Below are 20079 nucleotides of genomic sequence, written 5' to 3' on the forward strand. Positions count from 1 at the left end.
CGAGAACGGCGGCGGGCGACGGGCGGACCCGGGAACGGACGCGGGAACGGACGACGAATGGGACCACGAAGAGGAAGAGGTGCCGGGCGATGAGCAATCCCCTGGAAGAACGACTCGCGGAAGCGCTGGCGGAGTTCGAGGAGACCCGGACCCGGCTCGACGAGGCCGCCGCCGAGGCCGCGCGGATCTCCGTGACGGTCACGGCCAAGGACCGCACGGTCGAGGCGACCGTGGGGGCGCAGGGTGAGCTGACCCAGCTGCGCTTCCCCACCAACCGCTACCGCACCATGGCCCCCGCCGAGCTGGCGAGCATCGTGATGGGCACGATCGCCGCCGCCCGCTCCCAGGCCGCCTCGCGGCTCCTGGACGTGTACCGGCCGTTCGGGCCGGTCCCGGGTCTCAACCCGGACGCCGAGGGCGGCTTCGCACCCGTCGAGTGGGACGAGCTGTTCGCCCCGCTGCGCCAGGACCCGGAGCTCGTGGTGCCGTCCTCCCGCTCGACCGCCGCCTCCGGCGGCGCCCTCCTCGACGAGCTGGTGGACGAGGACGAGGAGACGAACGGCAACGGTGCCGTGGACACGGACGGGGTCGCGCGATGACCGAACTCGACGTCGACAGCGAGGGCCTCGACCGCGGCGGCGAGGCCGTGAAGAACGTGGGCCACGAGCTCAAGGTCGCCCGCGACGAGTACGTGGACAAGATCACGAGCTATCGCGGCTGCTGGGGTACGGGGGAGTTCGGTGAGGCCTTCGCCAAGAAGTACTACCAGGGCCTCGGCTACGTCGTGGACGGGAGCGAGGCACTGGTCAAGGCACTCGAGGCCAGTGGACAGAGCCTCGGCGACACCTCCGGCAAGTTCAAGAAGACGCAGCAGGACATCATCGACAACGTCAACAACCAGACGAAGAAGCGCTGACCAGCCATGTCCCTGGAGTTTCCCCCCGAGTGCGCCTGGCTGTTCGCTGCCCTGACCGGCGAGATCCCGCCGGACGGCGACGAGGACAAGATGTTCGCTCTCGCCGAGGCGCACAAGGGGCTGCACGGAAAACTCAAGGGGGACATCCAGAAGCAGGTCGCGGAGGCCCTCGGCTACACGAGGAAGAACTTCGACGGAACCGCCGCCGAGATGTACCAGGAGGCGATGAAGGCCTTCCTCGGCGGGCAGGAGGGTCTCGACTACTTCAACTCGGTCACCGACCAGGCCGAGTTGATCGCGAACTTCACGCGCAAGAGCGCCACCCAGCTCCAGTACACGAAGTACATGATCATCGCGCAGCTGGTGGAGCTCCTCGTCGAGGCGGCCGTGGCGGCGGCGCTCTCCTTCTTCTTCGGCGCCTCGATCGCCGCGTACCTCCAGAAGCAGGCCATCGTCAGGCTGATCATCCGCACCCGGCTGGGCCGTCTGCTGGTCGCCCTGCTCATGCACGAGATCATCAACGTCGGCATGGGCGTCGTCATGGACAGCCTCTCCCAGTGGGTCCAGCTCAACCAGGGCACCCGCGACGAGTGGGACCACGACCTCACGAAGGCGGCGGCGCTTTCCGGAGCGATCCAGGGCCTCCTGGCCGGCCCTTTCCAGGCACTGGGCAAGGTCTTCAACAAGTTCCTCTCGAACCTGTTCGGCAAGGACGCGGGCAAGCTGCTCGGCAAGGGCCTCGACGACGCGCTGCCCCCGCCGAAGAACAAGCTGGGCGACGATGTCGTCCCCACACCACCACCCAAGAACAAGCTGGGCGATGACGTCGGCCCCACACCACCACCCAAGAACAAGCCCGGCGACGACATCGGCCCCACCCCGCCGCCCAAGAACAAGCCCGGCGACGACATCGGCCCCACCCCGCCGCCCAAGAACAAGCCCGGCGACGGTGAGACTCCGCCGTCGAAGGGCAGTGGCGGCGACGGCCCGAAGCCGAAGAACGGCGACGCCCCGCCGCCCCCGCCGAAGTCCTTCGGCCAGGACATGAGCGACATCTTCAAGAAGCACCTCCCCGGCACCGCGGGCCCCCACCCGGAGAAGGCCGCCCGCGACTTCGTCAAGGACGTCGGCGACGCCTTCGAGCGCCGGTTCGGCGGCACCGAGGCCCGCGACGCGGGCCGGGACTGGGCGTCGACCCTGCTCTCGGAGACCGGCCGCAAGGGCCTGCCCGACGCGCTCGGGGACGCCCTGAAGCCCCTCGCCGGCCAGCTCGACGACAAGGCCATGGACGTCCTGACCAAGGGCACCGCCGACGCGATGGGCTCCAGCATCCTCAAGTCGATGCGCGAGTTCGGCGTCAAAGGCCTGTTCGAGGGCGCCCACGCGGCCGTCTCGGAGGGCACGTACAACCTGATCTTCTCGGACGAGCACACCTTCAAGACCTCTGGTCTGACCTTCGGCTCCGGCATCGTCGAGGGCCGGGTCGGCCACCTCATGGAGGCAGGCGGCGAGAAGCTCGGCCTGGGCCTGCGCGGCCAGCTCGGCATGGGCACCCCCGACTTCGGCAACACCGGGGACGGCGGAAGCACCGGAGGCGGCGGGTCGACCACCGGCACGCCGGAGACCGGCAGCCTCACGGACGACATGCCCGACCTCGGCCTGGACGAACTCTTCGCCGAGAAGGACGACGAGACCACCACGACGTCGACCACGGACGGAAGCGAGGACCAGGACGCTCCGGGGACGCCGATCGCCACTACGTCCACTTCACCGTCGCCGTCGGCGTCGCCGTCGGGTACGTCGTCGAGTACCTCCTCCAGCAGTACGAACGCCCAGAACACGCCCTCCACGTCGAACCAGGGCCAGGCACAGGGGCAGGGGCAGGGGCAGGGGCAGAACCAGCGGACCGAGTCCGAGACCACGAACAAGACCGGGAACAACGCGCCCGGCCCCGTACAGCCGACGGGTTTCTCCACCGAGAGCAACACGCCCTCGGCCCTGTCGGATACGTCGGATACGTCGGATACGTCGGATACGAGCGCGGACACGTCCACGGTCACGGACGGTTCCACGGACGCCGACGACGACACGAGGACCGCCGAGAAGCCCCCCACGACATCCGTCTCGACCATGTCGACGGACACGTCCACGGACACGTCGACGGACGCCTCCACGGACGCCTCCACGGACAGGTCGACCTACGAGGAACAGCGGAACGCACCCGAGAACTCTCCGTTCACGGAGTCCTCGTCCCCCTCGGCCCCGCTCGTCACCGAGTCCGTCGTCACAGAAACCGTCGTCACAGAAACCGTCGTCAACGAGACCGTCGCCGAGACCGAGACCGAGACCGAGACCGTCACCGAAGGCGCACTCGCTCCCTCGCCCGACTCCCCCCTGTTCTCGCCGTCACAGGCCGACGCGCCCCAGACGACGGACACCACAACCACAACCACTCTCACGCAGACCCCGCCCCCGACTCCACCCCCGCCCCCGGCCCCGGCCCACCGGCACGTTCGTGACTTCGGCGGGCCGCGTCACACCGGGCTGGGCGGGGTGCAGCTGTCCCCCTTCTCCGACACCGTCGTCGCCGATCTGCACGCCCACGTCCTGGCCACCCTCGGCATCCCGGAGAGCCGTCGGGACGCCGTACGGGAGCAGTTGCGGACGAGCCTCACCCCGCAGTCGCTCGTGGACAACCGACACATGCTGATGAGCCCCGACGGCCACCGGGTGACGGTCGACGACGCCGGGACCATGCGGACGCTCCACGTACGGCTGAGTCTCTCCGACCCCCGCGCCTCGCTGATGTCCGACGTACCGGGCGGGCTGCCGCCCCGTAACAACGAGCAGCGGCAGACGGCCACGTTCTCCCAGAGCCGGCAGTCCGGCACGACCCGCTATCGCGGGGTCTCCGTGCCCGTCTCGGGTACGGTCCCGGCCAACCCCTCGGCCGTCGTCACCGGGTATCCGGTCGGCGGCACGGTGAGCCTCACCCGCCATCAGGTGACAACGAGCAGTACGCAGACGGTGAGCGTCAACAGCACGAGTCTGCACCGGAGTTCGGAGACCACACACCCGTACCGGTACCAGGATGCCTGGACCCTGCGGCAGTCGGAGACCGATGACTGGTCCGCTCCAGTGCACCTGGGCACCGTCACGGCCTGGTTCCCCCACCACCTGGTGATCGACCAGCGTGCCCCAGCGCACATCATTCCCTTCTGGAGCGACGGGAACACGCTGAACAGCCATCTCGACGTGACTCCGGTGTGGGCGCTCGACTCGCTCTCCGACCCCGGTGGTCTGCTCCGTGAGGTGAAGGACCGATTCGGGCCCCCACTCGCGCTTCTTTCCCCGGAGTCGACGACCGAGGTCGAGCGGTTCTTCGGGATCGAGCACCAGCTCGGCGCCCTGCCCCTCCACCGCGTCCGGGAGGGTGGGGGCACTGCCGCCGTCGACGCCTCCGCCACAGCGGGCACCTTCTCCCCGGTCCTCGTCGACACGGCGGGCAACCCGGTCGGCATGTTCCGGATCGTCGCGGATGTACGGCCCCCGGCCGGTGCCGGCCAGCAGGGACAGGAGGTCTGGGTCTCCGGCAGTTACAGCTTCGAGCGGTATGTGGAGCGCCAGACGAAGCAGGACACCCTGCGCAAGATCACCTCCGGTGCGGCCGTCGAGCTCTTCGGCGGCGTCGGCCTCAACGCGGACGCCACTCCGCAGAACAAGGCCCGCCGTGACCTCACCGTCGGCGGACAGATTCTGCTCAAGGGCGGTCTGGGCTGGCAGAAGGACAACTCCCTGGGTACGGGTGCGGCGCACAGCACCAACCGCAACATGCGGGCGTCCGCGGAGCACGTCCTGTTCCCGGTCCAGGTGGTCCATCGTGTGGAGTTCATCGCCGCGGACGGCACCACGAACGGACTCCGCGAGATGGCCACGGTGGACGGACGCCTGAGGGCCCTCGCCGCACCCCCGGCCCCCGCCGGTCTCGTGGACCCCGAGACCCTGCCGAACAGCCTCAAAGAGCTGCGGGGCACGGGCCTCTCCGTCACACCGCTGCGTCTGCGCGGCGCGGGCCTGACGGCGGGGCTCGCCCAGGCGCAGACCTGGCTCGGCGACAACGGCTTCCTCCCGAAGGAAGGGTTCACCACCCCGGAGAACGCCCGTGCCCGCATGGACAACCTGCGTACCCTCCGGCTGCTCACGAGCGAGCCGGCGCTGCTGTCCAGCGTCGACGAACTGACGGACGGCGGACTGCGCCTGTCCTTCAGCAGCGTCAGCGTCGACGGACGGGTCCGGCAGGTGGAACTCGTCCTGCGCCTGGAGCGCGCCGCCGACCGGGACATCACCCACCACACCACGCTTTCGGACGTGTTCGTCTCCAACGCCGGCGGCCTCTCGGACACCAGCAGCAACCAGCGGACGAGCACCCTGACCGGCAGTCTCGGGCTCAGCGGTGACCTGTCCGTGGGTATCCCCGCCTTCACGGCCGCCCTCGGCGGGAAGACGAGCCCGCAGGTCGTCTGGACCGACAGCCCGACCACGGCTCTGGGCCACTCCCAGACCATCCGGACCGGCAACCACGACACGGAGGTCTTCCGTGTCCCGGCTCGGCTGAGGATGGAGTTCCTGGAGAACGGCCGGGTCGTACCGTCATCCCAGCCCACGCCTCAGGCTCCGGCGACCTCGCCCCAGACCCCGGCGACCGTGTCGGCCCCGCCCCAGGCCCCGGCGACCGTGTCGGCGCCGCCCCAGGCCCCGGCGACCGTGTCGGCGCCGCCCCAGCAGTCCCAGAGCCAGGCGCAGCCGATCTCGCAGCCGGTGGCGCCCCCGCCACCCGACCCTCTGGTGGACCTCGACCTCGCCGTTCCGCAGAGCCGGCTCGGGCGTCCCGACACCATGCCGCCCGTCGGCGGGCCCCCTGTCGTACTCCCGGACGGCGCCCAGGTCGACGTACTCCTCGGCAGTGACGCCCTTCAGCGGTCGCTGGCCGAGTTCCTGGCCACCGACGGCCGGCCTTCCGACGATCCGAACCAGCTGTCGACGGCCCGCCCGTCGGCCCCCGCGTCCCGGCAGGGCGCGGGCCTGCCCCTGCACACGGGCGACCTCCGGCCCGCGCCGTCGTCCTCGCCGCTCGGCCGGCTCGCGTCGCTGGCGACGGCCACGCTCCAGCAGCTGGGCCTCACCCCGACCCCCGCCCGGGTCACGACCCCGGCGGCCGCCCCCGGCACCCCGCCCCCGTCCGTCTCCTCCGACCACAGCAGGACCCTGAACCACCAGATCAGCCCGTCCGCGCTGCTCGCCAGGGCGCACCAGATGAGCAAGGGCGTGTACGTCGTCGACGGACTGTTCGGCCCCGGGGCGCTCAGCGACATCGAAGCGGTCGTCGAAGTGCACATGGTGATCAGCGACCCCATCAGCCTGGGGGACGCCAGGCAGTTCGGCGAGACGGACCTCGCAGTCGGCGAGGGCGGCAGCCGGCAGAAGAGCACGGCGAAACTGCCCTGGGAGATGACCGGCGAGCTGGGCGCCAAGTTCGGCGCGAACCGGCCCCCCGAGGGCAACGCGGCTCCGCGCCCCACCCCTGTGACCGGCGGATTCTCGGCGAAGGGGGGCTACGGCAGGGCTACGGCCCGGACGACTACGGACACGTCCTCCGTGCAGATCACCCGAGTCGCGGCCGAGAACAGCACACAGCACCGGATCCGGGCCAACGTGGAGTACCACGTGACCGTCCGCCGCGGCGCGAGCGGTTTCGGCCGCTCCACCTCCATCACCACGACCACGCTCCCGCCGATCACCGTCCCCGGGGGCATGGAGTTCATCGCCACCACCGAGCAACTGCGACGCAGCAACGGGGATCTGTCGCGTCTGGCCGGCCCTCCCCCGGTCGCCGCCGCGGAGGCGACCGTGCCCCTGCCCGCCCGCTTCGTACGGTACGGAGCGCTGGGCACGGACGCCGTACTCGCGGTGGTCCCGTTCACCCCCACCGCGCCGACGCCCGCCCCGTCGGGGGCGAACACCCCCACGGCCACGGCCACCACCACCACCAGCACCAGCACCAGCACCGACCCAGCCGTCGCCCTTCCGCCCGTCCAGCCGCCGGCCACGTCACGGGACGAGTACCTCCGCCTGAACACGCGCCTGACCGAGCTGGTGAACCAGCACGCCCCCGGTGCACTCGACCCCAGCGACCACCGGCACGTTCCCGGGCTGCAGCGCAAGATCGCCGAGTACACGACGACGGCCGCCCTCGCCGAACTCGTCGGCCGTGGCAGGAATCCCGACGCGGATACGGAGTCGGACACCGGCTGGTCCTCGCTGCCGCCGCTCCGCTTCCCGTACAAGGGAGTGCTCGGGACCACCACGCTGACCCTCCTCGTCCAGGGCCGGCCGAACCTGACCGCCGCGGAGCTGGGCGCGACGCTGGGCCGTCCCGCCTCGTCGGCCACGGAGCTGGAGTTCTACTCCCAGCACCGCCCCCTGGATGCCACGGTGAGCACCGCCCGCACCACGAAGTGGTCCGCCGCTTTGGCCGGGAACGTGAGCGTCCCGACCCCGGGCGCGCCCGTGAAGGCCTCGCTCACCCCGGGACTCGCGGTCTCTCAGGCCACGACCGTGTCCTCGTCGGCGGTCGCCGAGGACCGCGCCTGGCAGCGTACGAAGGGAGGCAACGAATACGACCTGCCCTACCGCTTCACCGCCGTCCTCCAGTCCCCCGGCTTCGTGCGCGGCACGACCGTCACGCACGAGATCAGCGCGCCCGTCCACGCCACGGTCACCCTGCGGCTCGGTGGTGACCAGACGCCCGCGAACAACCAGAGGACCGACGGCCACCTCCCTGCGGAGGTCCACTCCTCCGCCCTGCCGCAGGACATCCACGACCGGCTGTTCACACGACGGCCGTCCCTGCGGTTCCAGGACACCACCGCCGTCACGGCCGTCACCAACGCCACCCAGCTGAAGCAGGCCGTCGACGAGGTCGCGCCCGGGCTGCTCGGCGGCACCCGGACGGACGGGCCGGTTCCGGAGGTCCTCGCGACCCTCCTCACAGACGCCTTCCGGAAGGGGGGCTCCCGCATCGGCGCCACCGGAGCGGCCGCCACCCTCGGCGGTACGGTCACCGGCGGCCGGCAGCAGGTCGACATCCAGCTCCGGATGAGCAATCCGCGCCCGGTCGACCGTACCCAGGGCATGACGATGGACCAGGCCCGTGTGACGGGCACGACCACCGCCACGTCCTCGGCCACCACCCGTACCCTCTCCGCCCCGCTCACCGTCTCCGGCCAGGCCAAACTGCAGAACCTCACGCCCCCGGTCGATCTCAGCCTCGGTGTGACGGTGCCGACCGTGCACTACCAGTCGATCCCCGGCGGGCAGGGGGGCGGCGTGGGCACGACGGCACGCCTCTGGACCAAGATCGGGACGATGGGGCTGCCGGAAGCGGCCGTCGGTCTGAAGACCCGCGAGGTCGAGGTCGACACGCTCGTCACGGTGACCAATCCCCGGGGCGGGACCCGCCAGGTCACCGGTACGGCGATCGTCCGCGTCCCCGAACAGGCGCTGCTCGGACTCGGCGTCCTGACCCAGGCGGACCAGGGCGAGGGCGTCTGGGACCTGTCCGCGGACACCCACGGCGTCGCCTGGGACACGCTGATCGGCAGCTCGCTCCAGGTCACGGCGGTCGACCCTCAGCTGTGGCTGCACCCGGACACGAGCCCGAACCCCGCGGAGGCCCGCGCGGCCGCGGACGCCCTCGCCCAGCAGCTCGCCGACAACCACGAGCGCACCGTGCACCTGATCATCCAGGAGGAGACGGGGCCTCGGGTGACGACGTACGGCCCGGACGGCAATCTTGTGGTCCCGCCGGTGATCGCGCCGAACGAGGCGACGAACTCGACGGTGGGCACGGACACGACGGCGAGCGCGACGGCCAACACCAACACGACCACGACCACGACCCCGCCGCCCCTGATCACCTCCGCGTCCCCGACTGCCGAGAACACCACGGCCGAGGGTACGAACCCCTCCCAGCCTCCTCTCCGCAAGAAGGGGCGGCTGGTCGCGACGCCCGTACGCCTCGACGAACTCCGCTCCTTCCGGGGTACGAAGACCGCCGCGGTGCACACCGAGCGCTTCGACCCCAAGCTGCGCCAGCTCAACCCGCAGCCCGGACGTCTCGACGGCTCCATGACCCTCATCCGCAACCACGTGCGCCGCGAGCAGCTCGCCGACGGCCGCACCGTGCGCCGCTTCTTCGTCACGCTTCCGTTCAAGCTCGCCGACGGGCTCACCGAAGCCGATCTCCGCGCCCACCGGGACCGCATGCAGAAGGTCCTCGACAGCCATGTCAACCGCGGTTACCGGCTGCCCGGTTCCGGCGACCAGCTGCACGTCACCGCCGAGTTCGTGCACTCCCCCGCGCACGGCGAGGCCGTCACCCTCTCCCGTACGCCGTCACCGGGCCGCGCCGACCAACTCCACTGGGACGTCAGCGACAACGACGCCACCGTCACCCACGAGCTCCTCCACTACCTGGGCCTGGCCGACGAGTACTCGGACGCAGACTCCCGGGACCCGCACCTCTTCCGCCGCAACGACCGGGCGAGCGGGGTACGGACCGAGGGCCTGATGGTCAGGACCCGCGAGGAGAACCTGCGGGAGCTGCCCGAGGACTACCTGACGACGATCGAGACGGTCAGCGACAACGCGGTCGTCCCCCTCCACACGACCACCACCGTCCCCACTCCCCGGGGCGAAAGCCGACTCTCTCCCGACCAGCGGGTGGACCGGACCACGAACCAGGCTCCGGAGAACGACACCGCCAGCACCGAGCACACCAAAGACAGCGAGAACAGCGAACACAGCGAGACCGCCGAAAGCACAGCCACCACCGAGACCACCAGCACCACCGAGACCACCAGCACCACCGAGACCACCCACACCACGGTGGACGAATCCAAGGTCACGTACCTCAAGCAGCCGTATTACGCCTCGGGCGACCAGTTCGGCATCGCCGCCGCCCTCATCGCCGACGAGAACCTTCACGTGGTCCTCGTCTACGGTGACGAGAACGAGGGTGTCCCGCTCACGGACGAGGAACAGAGGCAGCTCGCCAAGGACAAGGCGACCGCCGAGAAGGTCAAGGCGTTCTACGACGCCTCGGGCCTCAGGGGCCGTTCCGTCGTCGTGAGCGCCGCCGAGGCTCAGAAGATCTTCGATGACTTCGCCACGAACCAGAATCTGAGCAGCAAGGCGAAGAAGGGGCGCATTGTCGGCGTCGGCGATGCCACACAGCGCATCGGCAAGTCCTTCAGCGCCGACGTCCGCACGGACATTCTCAAGGCATGGGACCTTCCGCCGGGCAAGGTGCCGAATCCCGCGATCGAACAGTGGCTCGCCGGGCACGACATCCGCCTGGGGGACGGCGACAAGGTCGCGGTCCTGTGGTCCCGGTTCAGCGGTAAGAAGGGCGAGGTGCACATCGAGCACGACACCAGCTATTTCGGTGTCGCGCAGATCATCGCCGGTCTCGGGGGCATGAAGGCCGTCATCGTCGTGGGCGACTCCGGCTATCCGGAGCCGGTGGAACGCGACGCGTCGGGTGAGCCCGTACCGAAGCCGGTAGAACTCGACGATTCCGGAAATCCCAAGGTCACGCCGAAACCCAAACCGAAATACCAGGCGATAGCCGACTATTTCAACAAGGGTGAGCTTCCGGGGCAGGCCGCGAGCACCGATCCGGGCACCCGGCCCGAGGGGTTCACGGCCCAGGTCGCGGACCTCACGGAATTCTGGAACGACCCGAATGCGGCGGCATGGAAGGGCAACACGCGCACGGGTCAGTTCCAGCTCTTCCACTACCTCCATCACCACGCCAAGACCCGCCACCTCGGTTTCCGCAGCGGAAACCTGGAGGCGATGGCGCTCATGGGCTTCGAGGTCCGCTACCTCGAAGAGCCCAACAGCGAGATGGGCGGCGACCGGATGACCGTCTGGCACACGGACCCGGGGAAGAGCGAGCCGCAATCGCTCGGCGGTGGCCTGCCGCCGGGTTACGAACGCCTCATCGTGACCCATTCCCCGACCCGCTCGGGCCAGTACCAGAAGGACCTGCCGCTGGATGTCCGCAAGGACGCGCAGAAGCACGCCGCATGGCACCAGGTTCCGGACCACGAGGACCTGAAGAAAATCACGTGGGAGGACGGCCGGGAGAACACGTCACGGCCCAAGGGCTTCGCCGATGAAGACCTGGCCAATATCGACGCGTATCTCCGGCACGGCGATCCCGGCCACGGCCTCAGCACCGCGCTGACGGACAGCGTCATCGACATCGCCGGCCGGGCGAAGCAGGCCCAGGACGACATCACCAGGACGACGAAGGAACTCGCGTCCATCAACCGGAGCATCGCGAAGAACGGCGAACTGAAGCAGCTCGTCACGAAAAGGACCGCCTTGGAGGAGACGCTGACGAGGTCGAATGCGGCATTCGACACCGCTCAGCAGGACTTCGCCCGGCTCTTCGCCCAGGACTCCCCTCACGAGCCCCTCGCCGTCCTACGGGCCCGGAACATCCACGCCCAATACGTGGCCCATCTGCTCACGCCCCCCACGGAACAGACGGAATCCACGGAACAGGCGAGCACGGAACAGACCGAGGCCACGGATCAGGCGGAAACCACGCAACAGCTGAACGACGCCGACTACGCGAGCACCCGCCTCAGCCCGGACGAGCGGTTCGAAGGCGAGAGCAGCAAGGCCCCGCGCACCCCGCCCGCTCCACTCGCCCCGCCCGCTCCCTCCGATGCCCCCGCCCCGACCGCTCCTCCCGCCACCACCGTCTATCGCAACGACCGCTTCACGGCTCTCACGACGGGCGTCAACGCCGACCAGGCTCTGACGCCCGACGCGTACCGCACCCGCGTGAGCGAGAGCGTCGGGCGAGGGGACAAGATCTCCTATGTCGTGAACGCGATCGTCGACTTCGCAACGATCAGCAGCGCCACTCATCTTCAGGATTTCGTCGACGGGGTGGTCGAGAACCTCCCCCCGGACATGCGGGACCGGGTCGCGATCGTCGTCGGAGTGAACGACCGCAGGCTCGACGGCGACGACGCCGCCCTGATCGAGGACATCCGAAACACGATCGCCACCCGCGCCGCGGCCATCAACTCCCCCGTCGCGCTCGCCGTGGTCGCCACGCCCCTTCTGCGGGCGGAGAACGCCCCCTTCCCCCACGGGCAGGCCCGTAACGCCACACTGACGAGCGAGGCCAACCAACGGGTGATCGGCGGCCTTCTCCGAGCCTCCACCCACCCGTACGTGTCCTTCATGGATTTCGACAGCTATCCGCACCGGACTCCCAGCGGCCGGCACGTCTTCGACTACTTCGACAGGCGACTCGCGTTCGGGCAGCAGAACGGCCTCGAACAGCAGGAGGCCACCACGCCGCTGCGCCCCCTGCTCATCGCCGGCGGATACCGGATTCCCGCCGAGGGAGACCCCCGCCGCACGGTTCTCGCCACCGAGACGACGGCCAGGTGGGAACAACACAACAAGATCGCCGCCGAACAGCGGCCAGGCCAGCCCCGCCCACTTCGCCCGCTCGGCGATGTTCCGTCCGATGTCGTCGGCTCGGTGCCCGCGTTCGACGCGGAGATCCAGCACGATATGCGAGTACGGGAAAGAATGGGCGACATAGCCATGTTCATCCCCTATTCGCCCGAGCCGAATCTCTTCGTCGACGCACTGGCGACATTGCTGGTCCCGGAAGGTGGCCCCACCCCGATTCGGTTCAGCGAGACCGGCCCGGAGTTCAACGGTCTCGCCGACAGTCTGATGAGCCTCGCGTCCTGGGAGATCACACGGGACGAAGCCGAAACGGCCAGGGAATCCGGGGACACCGGAGCTGCCGCCGGGGAACGCCTCTCCCTCGCCGCGGAGACCCTGCGTCCCTCCGTACGCGGAACGGCCTTCTTCAGGGATTTCCAGCGGGCCGCCACACAGACCGACCTGTCCCGTCTCTACTTCGGCATGCTCTCGTCCCGGCAGACCGTCGCAACCAAGAGCAAAATCGACGTCACACAGGTTCCCCGGCACGAACTCCGCATACCCCAGAGCCACATCAACCCCACCCCGTACGGAAAGCTCTTCGACGAGACGGAGGGCAACACCAAGAGCGCGAAGTACGGTCTCCTCCGCACGCTGCAGAACGACGGCAGGCTCCTCCACGCCGACTTCCTCGCCAAGGATCCGTGGAAGACGGTTCCCCAGGGCAGTCCCGTCCACGAGGCGAAGCCTCTCCTGGAGACCTTCACGTCGATGTCCCCCCTGAACAGGGTGTCGCACACGCCCGTCCCCGGCGGACCGGTCTTCGGTCTCCGGACGGACGACAGCATGATGTCCCTGCACGCCATGAACCTCCTGTATGTCACGGATCACGGCGTCATCCAGCGCACCTTCCACGAGATCGCGGAGACCTACCTCTCCTCGAGCGTCCAGCCGACCACCTCCCAGACCCTGACTTCCCGCCCGGGTTCCTTCTTCGCGGCACTCACCGAGGCGTTCACCGGGCACTCATCGCCCCACGAGCCGACGAAACCGCAGAACCGCGTACCGACCGCCCCCCAAGTAGGGCAGATGCTCACCGTCCTCCACCGCAACCACCTCACCACCGACGACGCCCGGAAGCTCGCCGCAAACGCGGCGACGAACGGGCTCACCGTGGCGGACCTCTCGACCCGCCTCTTCACCGGGCGCATCCACCCGATGTCCCACACCCTCGACGACTACCGGGGCACGTCCACCACGGCCACGACCACCCAGCCGGAGCCCTTCCCCATCGACCCCTCCGCACGGTTCCTGCTGGAGCTCTACGCGGCCGGCTTCGGACTCACCCTGGAGGTCACGGCCCCCGACGGAACGCAGCAGCGGTACGGCCCGGACAACACCTCCGCGCAACCCATCCAGGTGCGCTGGGAGAACGGCGTGGGCTGGCGCGGCACCCCGTTGCCGCAGGGCACGATCACCCGCCGGCCTCCCGCGCATGCTCCGCACGCCCCCGTCAGCTCCGCGTCCCGACCCCCCGCCCCGTCGACCGGCAACCAGGGTTCGGGCAACCGGCCCCCCAGGGAGCAGAACCAGAGCGCGAGCACCCCCAGGAACAACCCGCCCCGTGCCACACCCCCCAACACGGGTGGCGGCAGCAGCCGCGGTGGTGGCAACGGCCGCGGTAGTGGTGGCAGTAACAGTTCCAGCCTCGCCGACTCCGCCTTCAACCGGCTCTCCGGCAACAGCAACAGCAACAGCAACAGCAACAGCAACAGCAACAGCAACAGCAACAGGCCAAACAACCCCACCAGGCGGCCCAACAACGCCAGTAACCCGAACCTCAACCCGAACCCCAACGCCCGCAACAGGCCTGACAACTCCAACAACGCCAACAACCGCGGCAACTCCAACAAACAGAACCCCCCTGGCCAGTCCGGTGGAGGTCGTGCCCACCCGAAGGACCGCTCATGATCGAATCGGAGCGACCGAACAGGGAAGGGCACATGCGACAGAACGACGACGACCGGGCGGAGAGAGCCTCGGACGGGGGCAGGTCCAGGCGGCTGCTACGGCGGTTCACCCGCCACCGCGGTACCCCCGCAGCAGCCGGTACGGCTCCGGCGGCCACCACCACACCGGCACCGGCGTCCCCGGCACCGCACACGGTTCGGGACGACTTCCCCCACCGCTACCTCCTGCGTTCCTCGGCGGCCCCCGACACGCCCGTCCGCGCACTCGTGCAGGCGCTGCCCGCCGATCCCCGGCGCCCGGTCGTCGTGGTCGACGTACCGCAGCCCGCCGCCGGCAACCTCGGCGAGGAACTCGGGGCCCTGCTGGCCCGGTTGCGTGACGACCAGCCGCTCTCCCTGCGTCTCGTGCTCTCCGGCGCGGCAGCCCCGGCCGGAGAGGACGGCCCGCTGGCCCAGCGCCTCGCCGACGCCTGGGACGTGACCCTGGAGGCCCCGGACGCCCCCGCCGTCCTTGCTCCCGGCGGCCTGCTCCACGTCACGGAACCCGCCACGCCCGGCGGTGGCTGGTGGCGCTTCACACCAGGGGAAGCCCCCGAGCCCCTCGGCACCCGGCTGCCCGCACCCCGCTGGCAGCGCGCGCTGACCCGGGTTCCGCTGGGTCCGGTCGGGAAGAGTGTCGTACGGGCCGTCCCGGCCGGGCTTGCGCTCGGCCCGGCGGACGCACCCCCGCCACGCCCCGACGGACCGGCGTACGCCGTCGCCGTCGACCCCGAACGGCCGGCGGTTGTGCTCGGTGCTCCGCGCGCGGAGCCGGTCGCGGCCGAGGACCTGGCGACGCTGCTCGCTTCGCTGCCCTCCGAGATCCGCCGCTCCCTGCGCCTCGTCCCGGCGGACGGACGGGACGCGACCGCCCTGGCCGAGGAAGTGTGCGACCTCCTCGGCATGGAATTGGAAGTGACCCTCGGCCTCCCGCTGACCACCGAGACAGAGCAAGCGGAAGGGCAAACGGGCGCGGAAGCGGAAGAGGGAGGGCCAGGGCGGCCGGCGCCCGAAACCGTACGGCTGATCTCCGCCGAAGGGGAGTTCACCTGGCCGGCACCGCTCGCCGCCCTCCTCTGCTCCCCGACCGGCGACGACGGTGCACGCCCGACCCCCCGCCCGGCCTCCTGGAGCCTCCCGGCTTCGGCGGGAACACCGGGTCCTGTACCCGCGACACTTCAACTGCCTTCCGGCGCGTGGACAGTGGCCGTACGTGCGGGACTGTGGATCGGTGCCACGCACGTTCCACCGCCCCCCGTACGGGACCGAGTCGGCGACCCTCGCGCCCTGAGGGTGGAGGTCTCGGCGGAGTGCCTGGCCGAGGAATCGGTCCGCGAGGGGACCCTGCGGGATCTGTCGGCACTCCTCGCCACCCTCGAACCGGCAGCCCGCGCACACGCCGAACTCGCCGTCTCCGACGAGGCGGCACCGGATGAGGCCGCCGCCCTTCGCCGGTTCGCGGTCCGCACGGGCCTGCCGTTGGCGGCCGCATCCACGACCGCCGTCACCCCGGAAGCAGAACCGGAACCAGAACCGGCTCCCGAACACGAACCGGACGAGGAACCGGAACGGAAACCGGAACCCATGGCCCCGGCCCCGGCGGAGCCCGTGGAACCCGAACCGGCTCTGACGACACCACCGCCCGCGCTCCCCACACCCCGCGCATCCCCCGCACCACCCGCCGCACCGGCACCCCGGGCTCCGGCGCAGCTCGGCGCCCGTGGCCGTGTTCCCCAGGGATTCAGCGGGGAGACGGACCGCCGGGCGTTCCGGGAACTGGCGGCCGCCGTATGGGAGGAGCACAGCGGCCCCGTCGGGCAGGCGCTGGTCAGGATGCCGGCGCTGCGCGGATCGGGCGAGGACGCGGTACGGGCCGACCTGATCGCAGTGAGGCTGTTTCTCTCCTCCGCGCCCGAGGAGCCGTTCGGCGCCCGCGCCCTCGCCGAAGGGGCCGAGGAGCTGCGCCCCTACGCGGCCTGCCTGGCCTCCGGGCTGCGGCGCCTGCCCGCACTGCGGGGCACGCTGGTCCGCGCCGTGGCGCAGCCGTCCGTACCGGACGAGGTGGTGCCGGGCGCGGTGCTCGTGTGCGACGCACCGCTGGACGTGGTCCATCTGGAGGCGCCGGACGCACCCGTACCGCCCATTTCCCATGTCCGCTATGCCGTACGGCCCATGACCGCCCGTCGTACGTCGGTGCTGTCGCGTGACGGCAACGGCCCGCAGGCGCTTTTCGCAGCCGGGACGGGGTTCGCCGTCGTCGCCCGCCACGAGGCGGACGGCGAGCTGCCCGCACGTGTGCTGCTCGCCGAACTCCCGGCGGACGCGGACAGGTTCCGCGCACCGTCCCCCGAAGTCCTGGAACGGCTGGACACGGCGGCCCGCAGCTCCGGTACGAGCGGCACGACGCCCTGGCCGGGCCGGTGCACCGGCCCGTTCCTCCACCTCCCGCAGGCGCTCTGAATGGGTGCCCCACAAGGCTCTTCCCCCGTCGAGAAAGGCAGACCAGCCATGGCAAGCAGAGAGTCCACCCCGGCAGTGGAGAGCGCCGGCGACTCTTCGGTGCGACGTGCGGCGGCCCTCGCCACCCTGAGCGAGGAACCGTCGGCGGGCCTGTTCCCCGCCACGGCCACGGCGGTGTCCACCACGGCCACGGCCACGGCCACGGCGACAGCGCAATCCGCGCCGGCAGCAGCCGAACCGCCGACGGCCGCCGCAGCCCCGACGCCCACGGCGAGCGAGCCGGAAGCAGAAACGGGAGCGGCGACGGAAGCAGAAGCGGAACCGGAACCGGAAGCGGAACCGGATTCCACCCCCGCGGCCACCACGACCACCGCCGCTACCGCGACCACGACGGCAACCACCGCCGCAACCGCAACCGCAACCGCAACCCGAACAACGGCCGCCACCGCGACCACGAGCTCCAGTTCCGGAACGGGCACGGGCACGGGCACCGGCTCCGGCTCCGGCACCGACTCCCCTCCCCTCGGCCGCCCCAACAAGCCGATGATCGCGGCGGCGGTCCTCGGCGGCCTGGTCCTGATCGGTGTGCCCTTTCTCGTCTCGGGCTCCGATGACAATCCCCGTACCTCGGCCGCCGGGGCCCCTCCGGGCAGCTCGATGCACCCCGGGGGCCCTGGCCCCGGAATCGTCCCCAGCGAGCAGCAGCTCGCCGCTCCGGGAGCGAACAAGGGCAAGGGCAAGAGCGAGGCGCCGGTGAAGGCGCCGGGGCCCGACGGCGGCAGGGGCAAGGGCCTCGGCCCGATCGGCGGGATCCACGAGTCCGCCACGGACGTCACGCACGGGAACGACGGCACCGCGCCGGGCCCGCGGTCCACCAGCACCGGCACCGGCACCGGCAGGCAGACCGCCCCTCCCGTCCCGGGCGGCGGTACCGGGGGGACCGCGCCCGCCCAGGGCCGCGGGACGCAGGCGACGACGCCGCCTGCGACCAAGGCGCCCGTCCAGAACCCCGCCCCCACGACGCAGCCGCCGGCGACGACCGCGCCGCAGTCGGCCACGTACACGCATCTCATCGGCCTCGGCTGCGAGACACCGGGCTTCGCGGTCGGGGACATGTACACCGACGGGAACGCGGGCTGGCTGAAGAGCTGGGGAAGCACGAAGTCCTACGGCTGCAACGGTCTCTTCTACAGCATGCCGATGTCGGGCAGCTCCCGCTCGGACGGCATCTGGGCGCAGTGGAAGTTCACGACGGGCTCGGTGACGAAGGGCACGTGCGCTGTGCAGGTGTTCATACCGAACGTGCGCGACCTGTCGTACGTGGGCGGCAGCCCGGCGCACTACACGGTCTACCGGGCCTTCACCCAGAGCTCGACCAACAGCGTCGGGAGCTTCGAGATCAACCAGGCCTCGCACCTGGGTCAGTGGGTGTCGGCAGGCCGGTTCCCCGTCTCGGACAACAAGATCTCCGTCGTCCTCGACAACCGTGGCAGCGGCGCGGACAACCGCCACGCGGCCGCGGCCCCGGTCCGCGTCGACTGCACGGCGTCCTGACCGACGGGGCCCGCCGCTCCTCCAGCACGAAGGAGCGGCGGGCCCTTGCAGACTGAGGCGTCCGTCGTCGTCCCATCACGTGCCGAGGGGGAACCGCGCACGTCACGCTTCCACGAACACTGGAACGGGAGATGCCCGGTCGACCGGGGTGGGGACCTCCGGCACGGGGGAGCCGGAGGTCGCGGACGGTGCTGCCGCACTCGCCGATCGACGTGCCATCCGTCCACATCCCCTCGACCACTGCCAAGAACGTCATGGTCAGGATTTGCCAGACGCCCAATACACGGCGCTGACCAGCGGCTTCCCGAAGGTGGAATGGGCTCGGTGACGTGCTGTCGGTGGCTGCTTCTACTGTTGCCTCATGGGGAACTACTTTCAGACCGTCGTCGACCTCGACGCCACGCATGCGGACGCCCACACCCTGGCAGACAGCGGACTCGACTGGCTGGTCAGGGAGGGGATAGTTCGGGCCGAGCTCACCGACTGTGTGCTCGGGGCGCCGTCGGGGTATCCGCCCGGTCCCTCCTGGGCCAAGGCGGTCGGTCGGGAGGACTGGGAGCCCAGCGACGGACTCAGGATCGAGACCAGCCGCACCGTATTCAACTGCGGTCAGGGTGAACCCAGGTTCGCGGTGTGCCCCCGTTGCGCCGGCCGGGCGGACTTCTACACCGACCGGCTGGAGGAGATCGAGGGTGCGTGGGAACCCTTCGGTGAGGCCATCGGCGCCTGGAGCGACACAGGCAGCGCGGCAGTCGCCTGCCCGCATTGTCGGTGCCCTGGTGACCTGGCTGCGTGGACCTGGTCGGATGGCTACTTCGCCTTCGGGTATCTCGGTTTCGAGTTCTGGGACTGGCCCGACTTCAGCCCCGGGTTCCTCGAAGGTCTCTCCCGCGCGCTCGGGGGGCATCGCACGGTTCTCATGGAAGGCAAACTCTGAGGGAACCGGGGTTCGTACGCCCTCCCCCGCTCAATCCGGGGACGTTGGGCACTTTCTTATCGAACAATGAGCCGTTTTCATCCTGTCTCTGAGGGGTTATAAGGCCTGGTCAGCTGGGGTGGTGACGTGGCAGAGCCCCCGGTCGTTGGCGGTGTTGATTCCACTCGACACTGCCGACAGCCCGGGGGCTCTGTTGGTTCCGTATCCTTCCATGCTCGACGTCCCGTATGAGCTGGTCGAGCATGTCTCCTGGCTGATCTACGCCCGAAGGCGTGAACTGAACTCGCCGTGGAGACGCCTCGGTTGCTTCAAGCAGGCCCTCGGCCCACCGCTCGAAGACCGTCCAGACCTGGCTCGCCGACCACGAGGATCAGATCGAGCTGCACTTCCTGCCCTCGTACTCACCCGAGCTGAACCCGGACGAGCTGGTCAACGCCGACCTCAAACGCAGCCTGCCCCACACCCACCGGGCCAAGAACCAGGCCGAACTCGCCACCGAAACCCGCAGGTTCTTCCATCGCCGACAACGCCAGCCCCACATCGTGCGCGGATACTTCGGCGCTCGGCACGTCCGCTACGTCATCGACGAGTGAACCCCATGAGTTTCTGATCAATAAGGCCTCGCGCCCCACCCTCTCGATCCGAGCCACACCCTC

General features: G+C 70.1%; 6 protein-coding genes and 2 pseudogenes. All 8 read left to right on the forward strand.

Annotation, left to right across the window (positions count from 1 at the left end; genetic code table 11):
* The first annotated feature begins 89 nt into the window (after window positions 1-89).
* Window positions 90-599 (forward strand): YbaB/EbfC family nucleoid-associated protein, encoded by a 510-nt coding sequence (locus ACWFR1_RS14810; RefSeq protein WP_453550714.1) that lies wholly within the window; start codon window positions 90-92, stop codon window positions 597-599.
* Window positions 596-916 (forward strand): hypothetical protein, encoded by a 321-nt coding sequence (locus ACWFR1_RS14815; RefSeq protein WP_453550716.1) that lies wholly within the window; start codon window positions 596-598, stop codon window positions 914-916. The genes ACWFR1_RS14810 and ACWFR1_RS14815 overlap by 4 nt, the downstream gene beginning before the upstream one ends.
* A 6-nt stretch (window positions 917-922) precedes the next feature.
* Window positions 923-14434: a WXG100-like domain-containing protein gene (locus ACWFR1_RS14820; protein ID WP_453550719.1), complete on the forward strand. Its 13512-nt coding sequence runs from the start codon at window positions 923-925 to the stop codon at window positions 14432-14434.
* Window positions 14435-14466: 32 nt separating this feature from the next.
* Window positions 14467-16932 (forward strand): hypothetical protein, encoded by a 2466-nt coding sequence (locus tag ACWFR1_RS14825; protein ID WP_453550721.1) that lies wholly within the window; start codon window positions 14467-14469, stop codon window positions 16930-16932.
* 48 nt (window positions 16933-16980) lie between these two features.
* Entirely contained in the window at window positions 16981-18486 is a 1506-nt protein-coding gene (locus ACWFR1_RS14830; protein ID WP_453550724.1) for a hypothetical protein, read from the forward strand.
* Window positions 18487-18847: 361 nt separating this feature from the next.
* Window positions 18848-19423 carry a hypothetical protein gene (locus ACWFR1_RS14835; RefSeq protein WP_453550727.1) on the forward strand — a complete coding sequence of 192 codons (576 nt, stop codon included), beginning with the start codon at window positions 18848-18850 and terminating at the stop codon, window positions 19421-19423.
* Between the two features lie 151 nt (window positions 19424-19574).
* Window positions 19575-19745, forward strand: a pseudogene (locus ACWFR1_RS14840) (IS5/IS1182 family transposase); the annotation flags it as partial.
* Window positions 19746-19749: 4 nt separating this feature from the next.
* Window positions 19750-20016 (forward strand): annotated as a pseudogene (locus ACWFR1_RS14845) (transposase); the annotation flags it as partial.
* Between the last annotated feature and the right edge of the window lie 63 nt (window positions 20017-20079).

This window comes from Streptomyces sp. NPDC055103, from assembly GCF_053607625.1.

Coding starts and splice junctions, on each gene's coding strand:
- ACWFR1_RS14810 (WP_453550714.1), top strand. CDS start 90: ATGAGCAATCCCCTGGAAGAACGACTCGCGGAAGCGCTGGCGGAGTTC.
- ACWFR1_RS14815 (WP_453550716.1), top strand. CDS start 596: ATGACCGAACTCGACGTCGACAGCGAGGGCCTCGACCGCGGCGGCGAG.
- ACWFR1_RS14820 (WP_453550719.1), top strand. CDS start 923: ATGTCCCTGGAGTTTCCCCCCGAGTGCGCCTGGCTGTTCGCTGCCCTG.
- ACWFR1_RS14825 (WP_453550721.1), top strand. CDS start 14,467: ATGCGACAGAACGACGACGACCGGGCGGAGAGAGCCTCGGACGGGGGC.
- ACWFR1_RS14830 (WP_453550724.1), top strand. CDS start 16,981: ATGGCAAGCAGAGAGTCCACCCCGGCAGTGGAGAGCGCCGGCGACTCT.
- ACWFR1_RS14835 (WP_453550727.1), top strand. CDS start 18,848: ATGGGGAACTACTTTCAGACCGTCGTCGACCTCGACGCCACGCATGCG.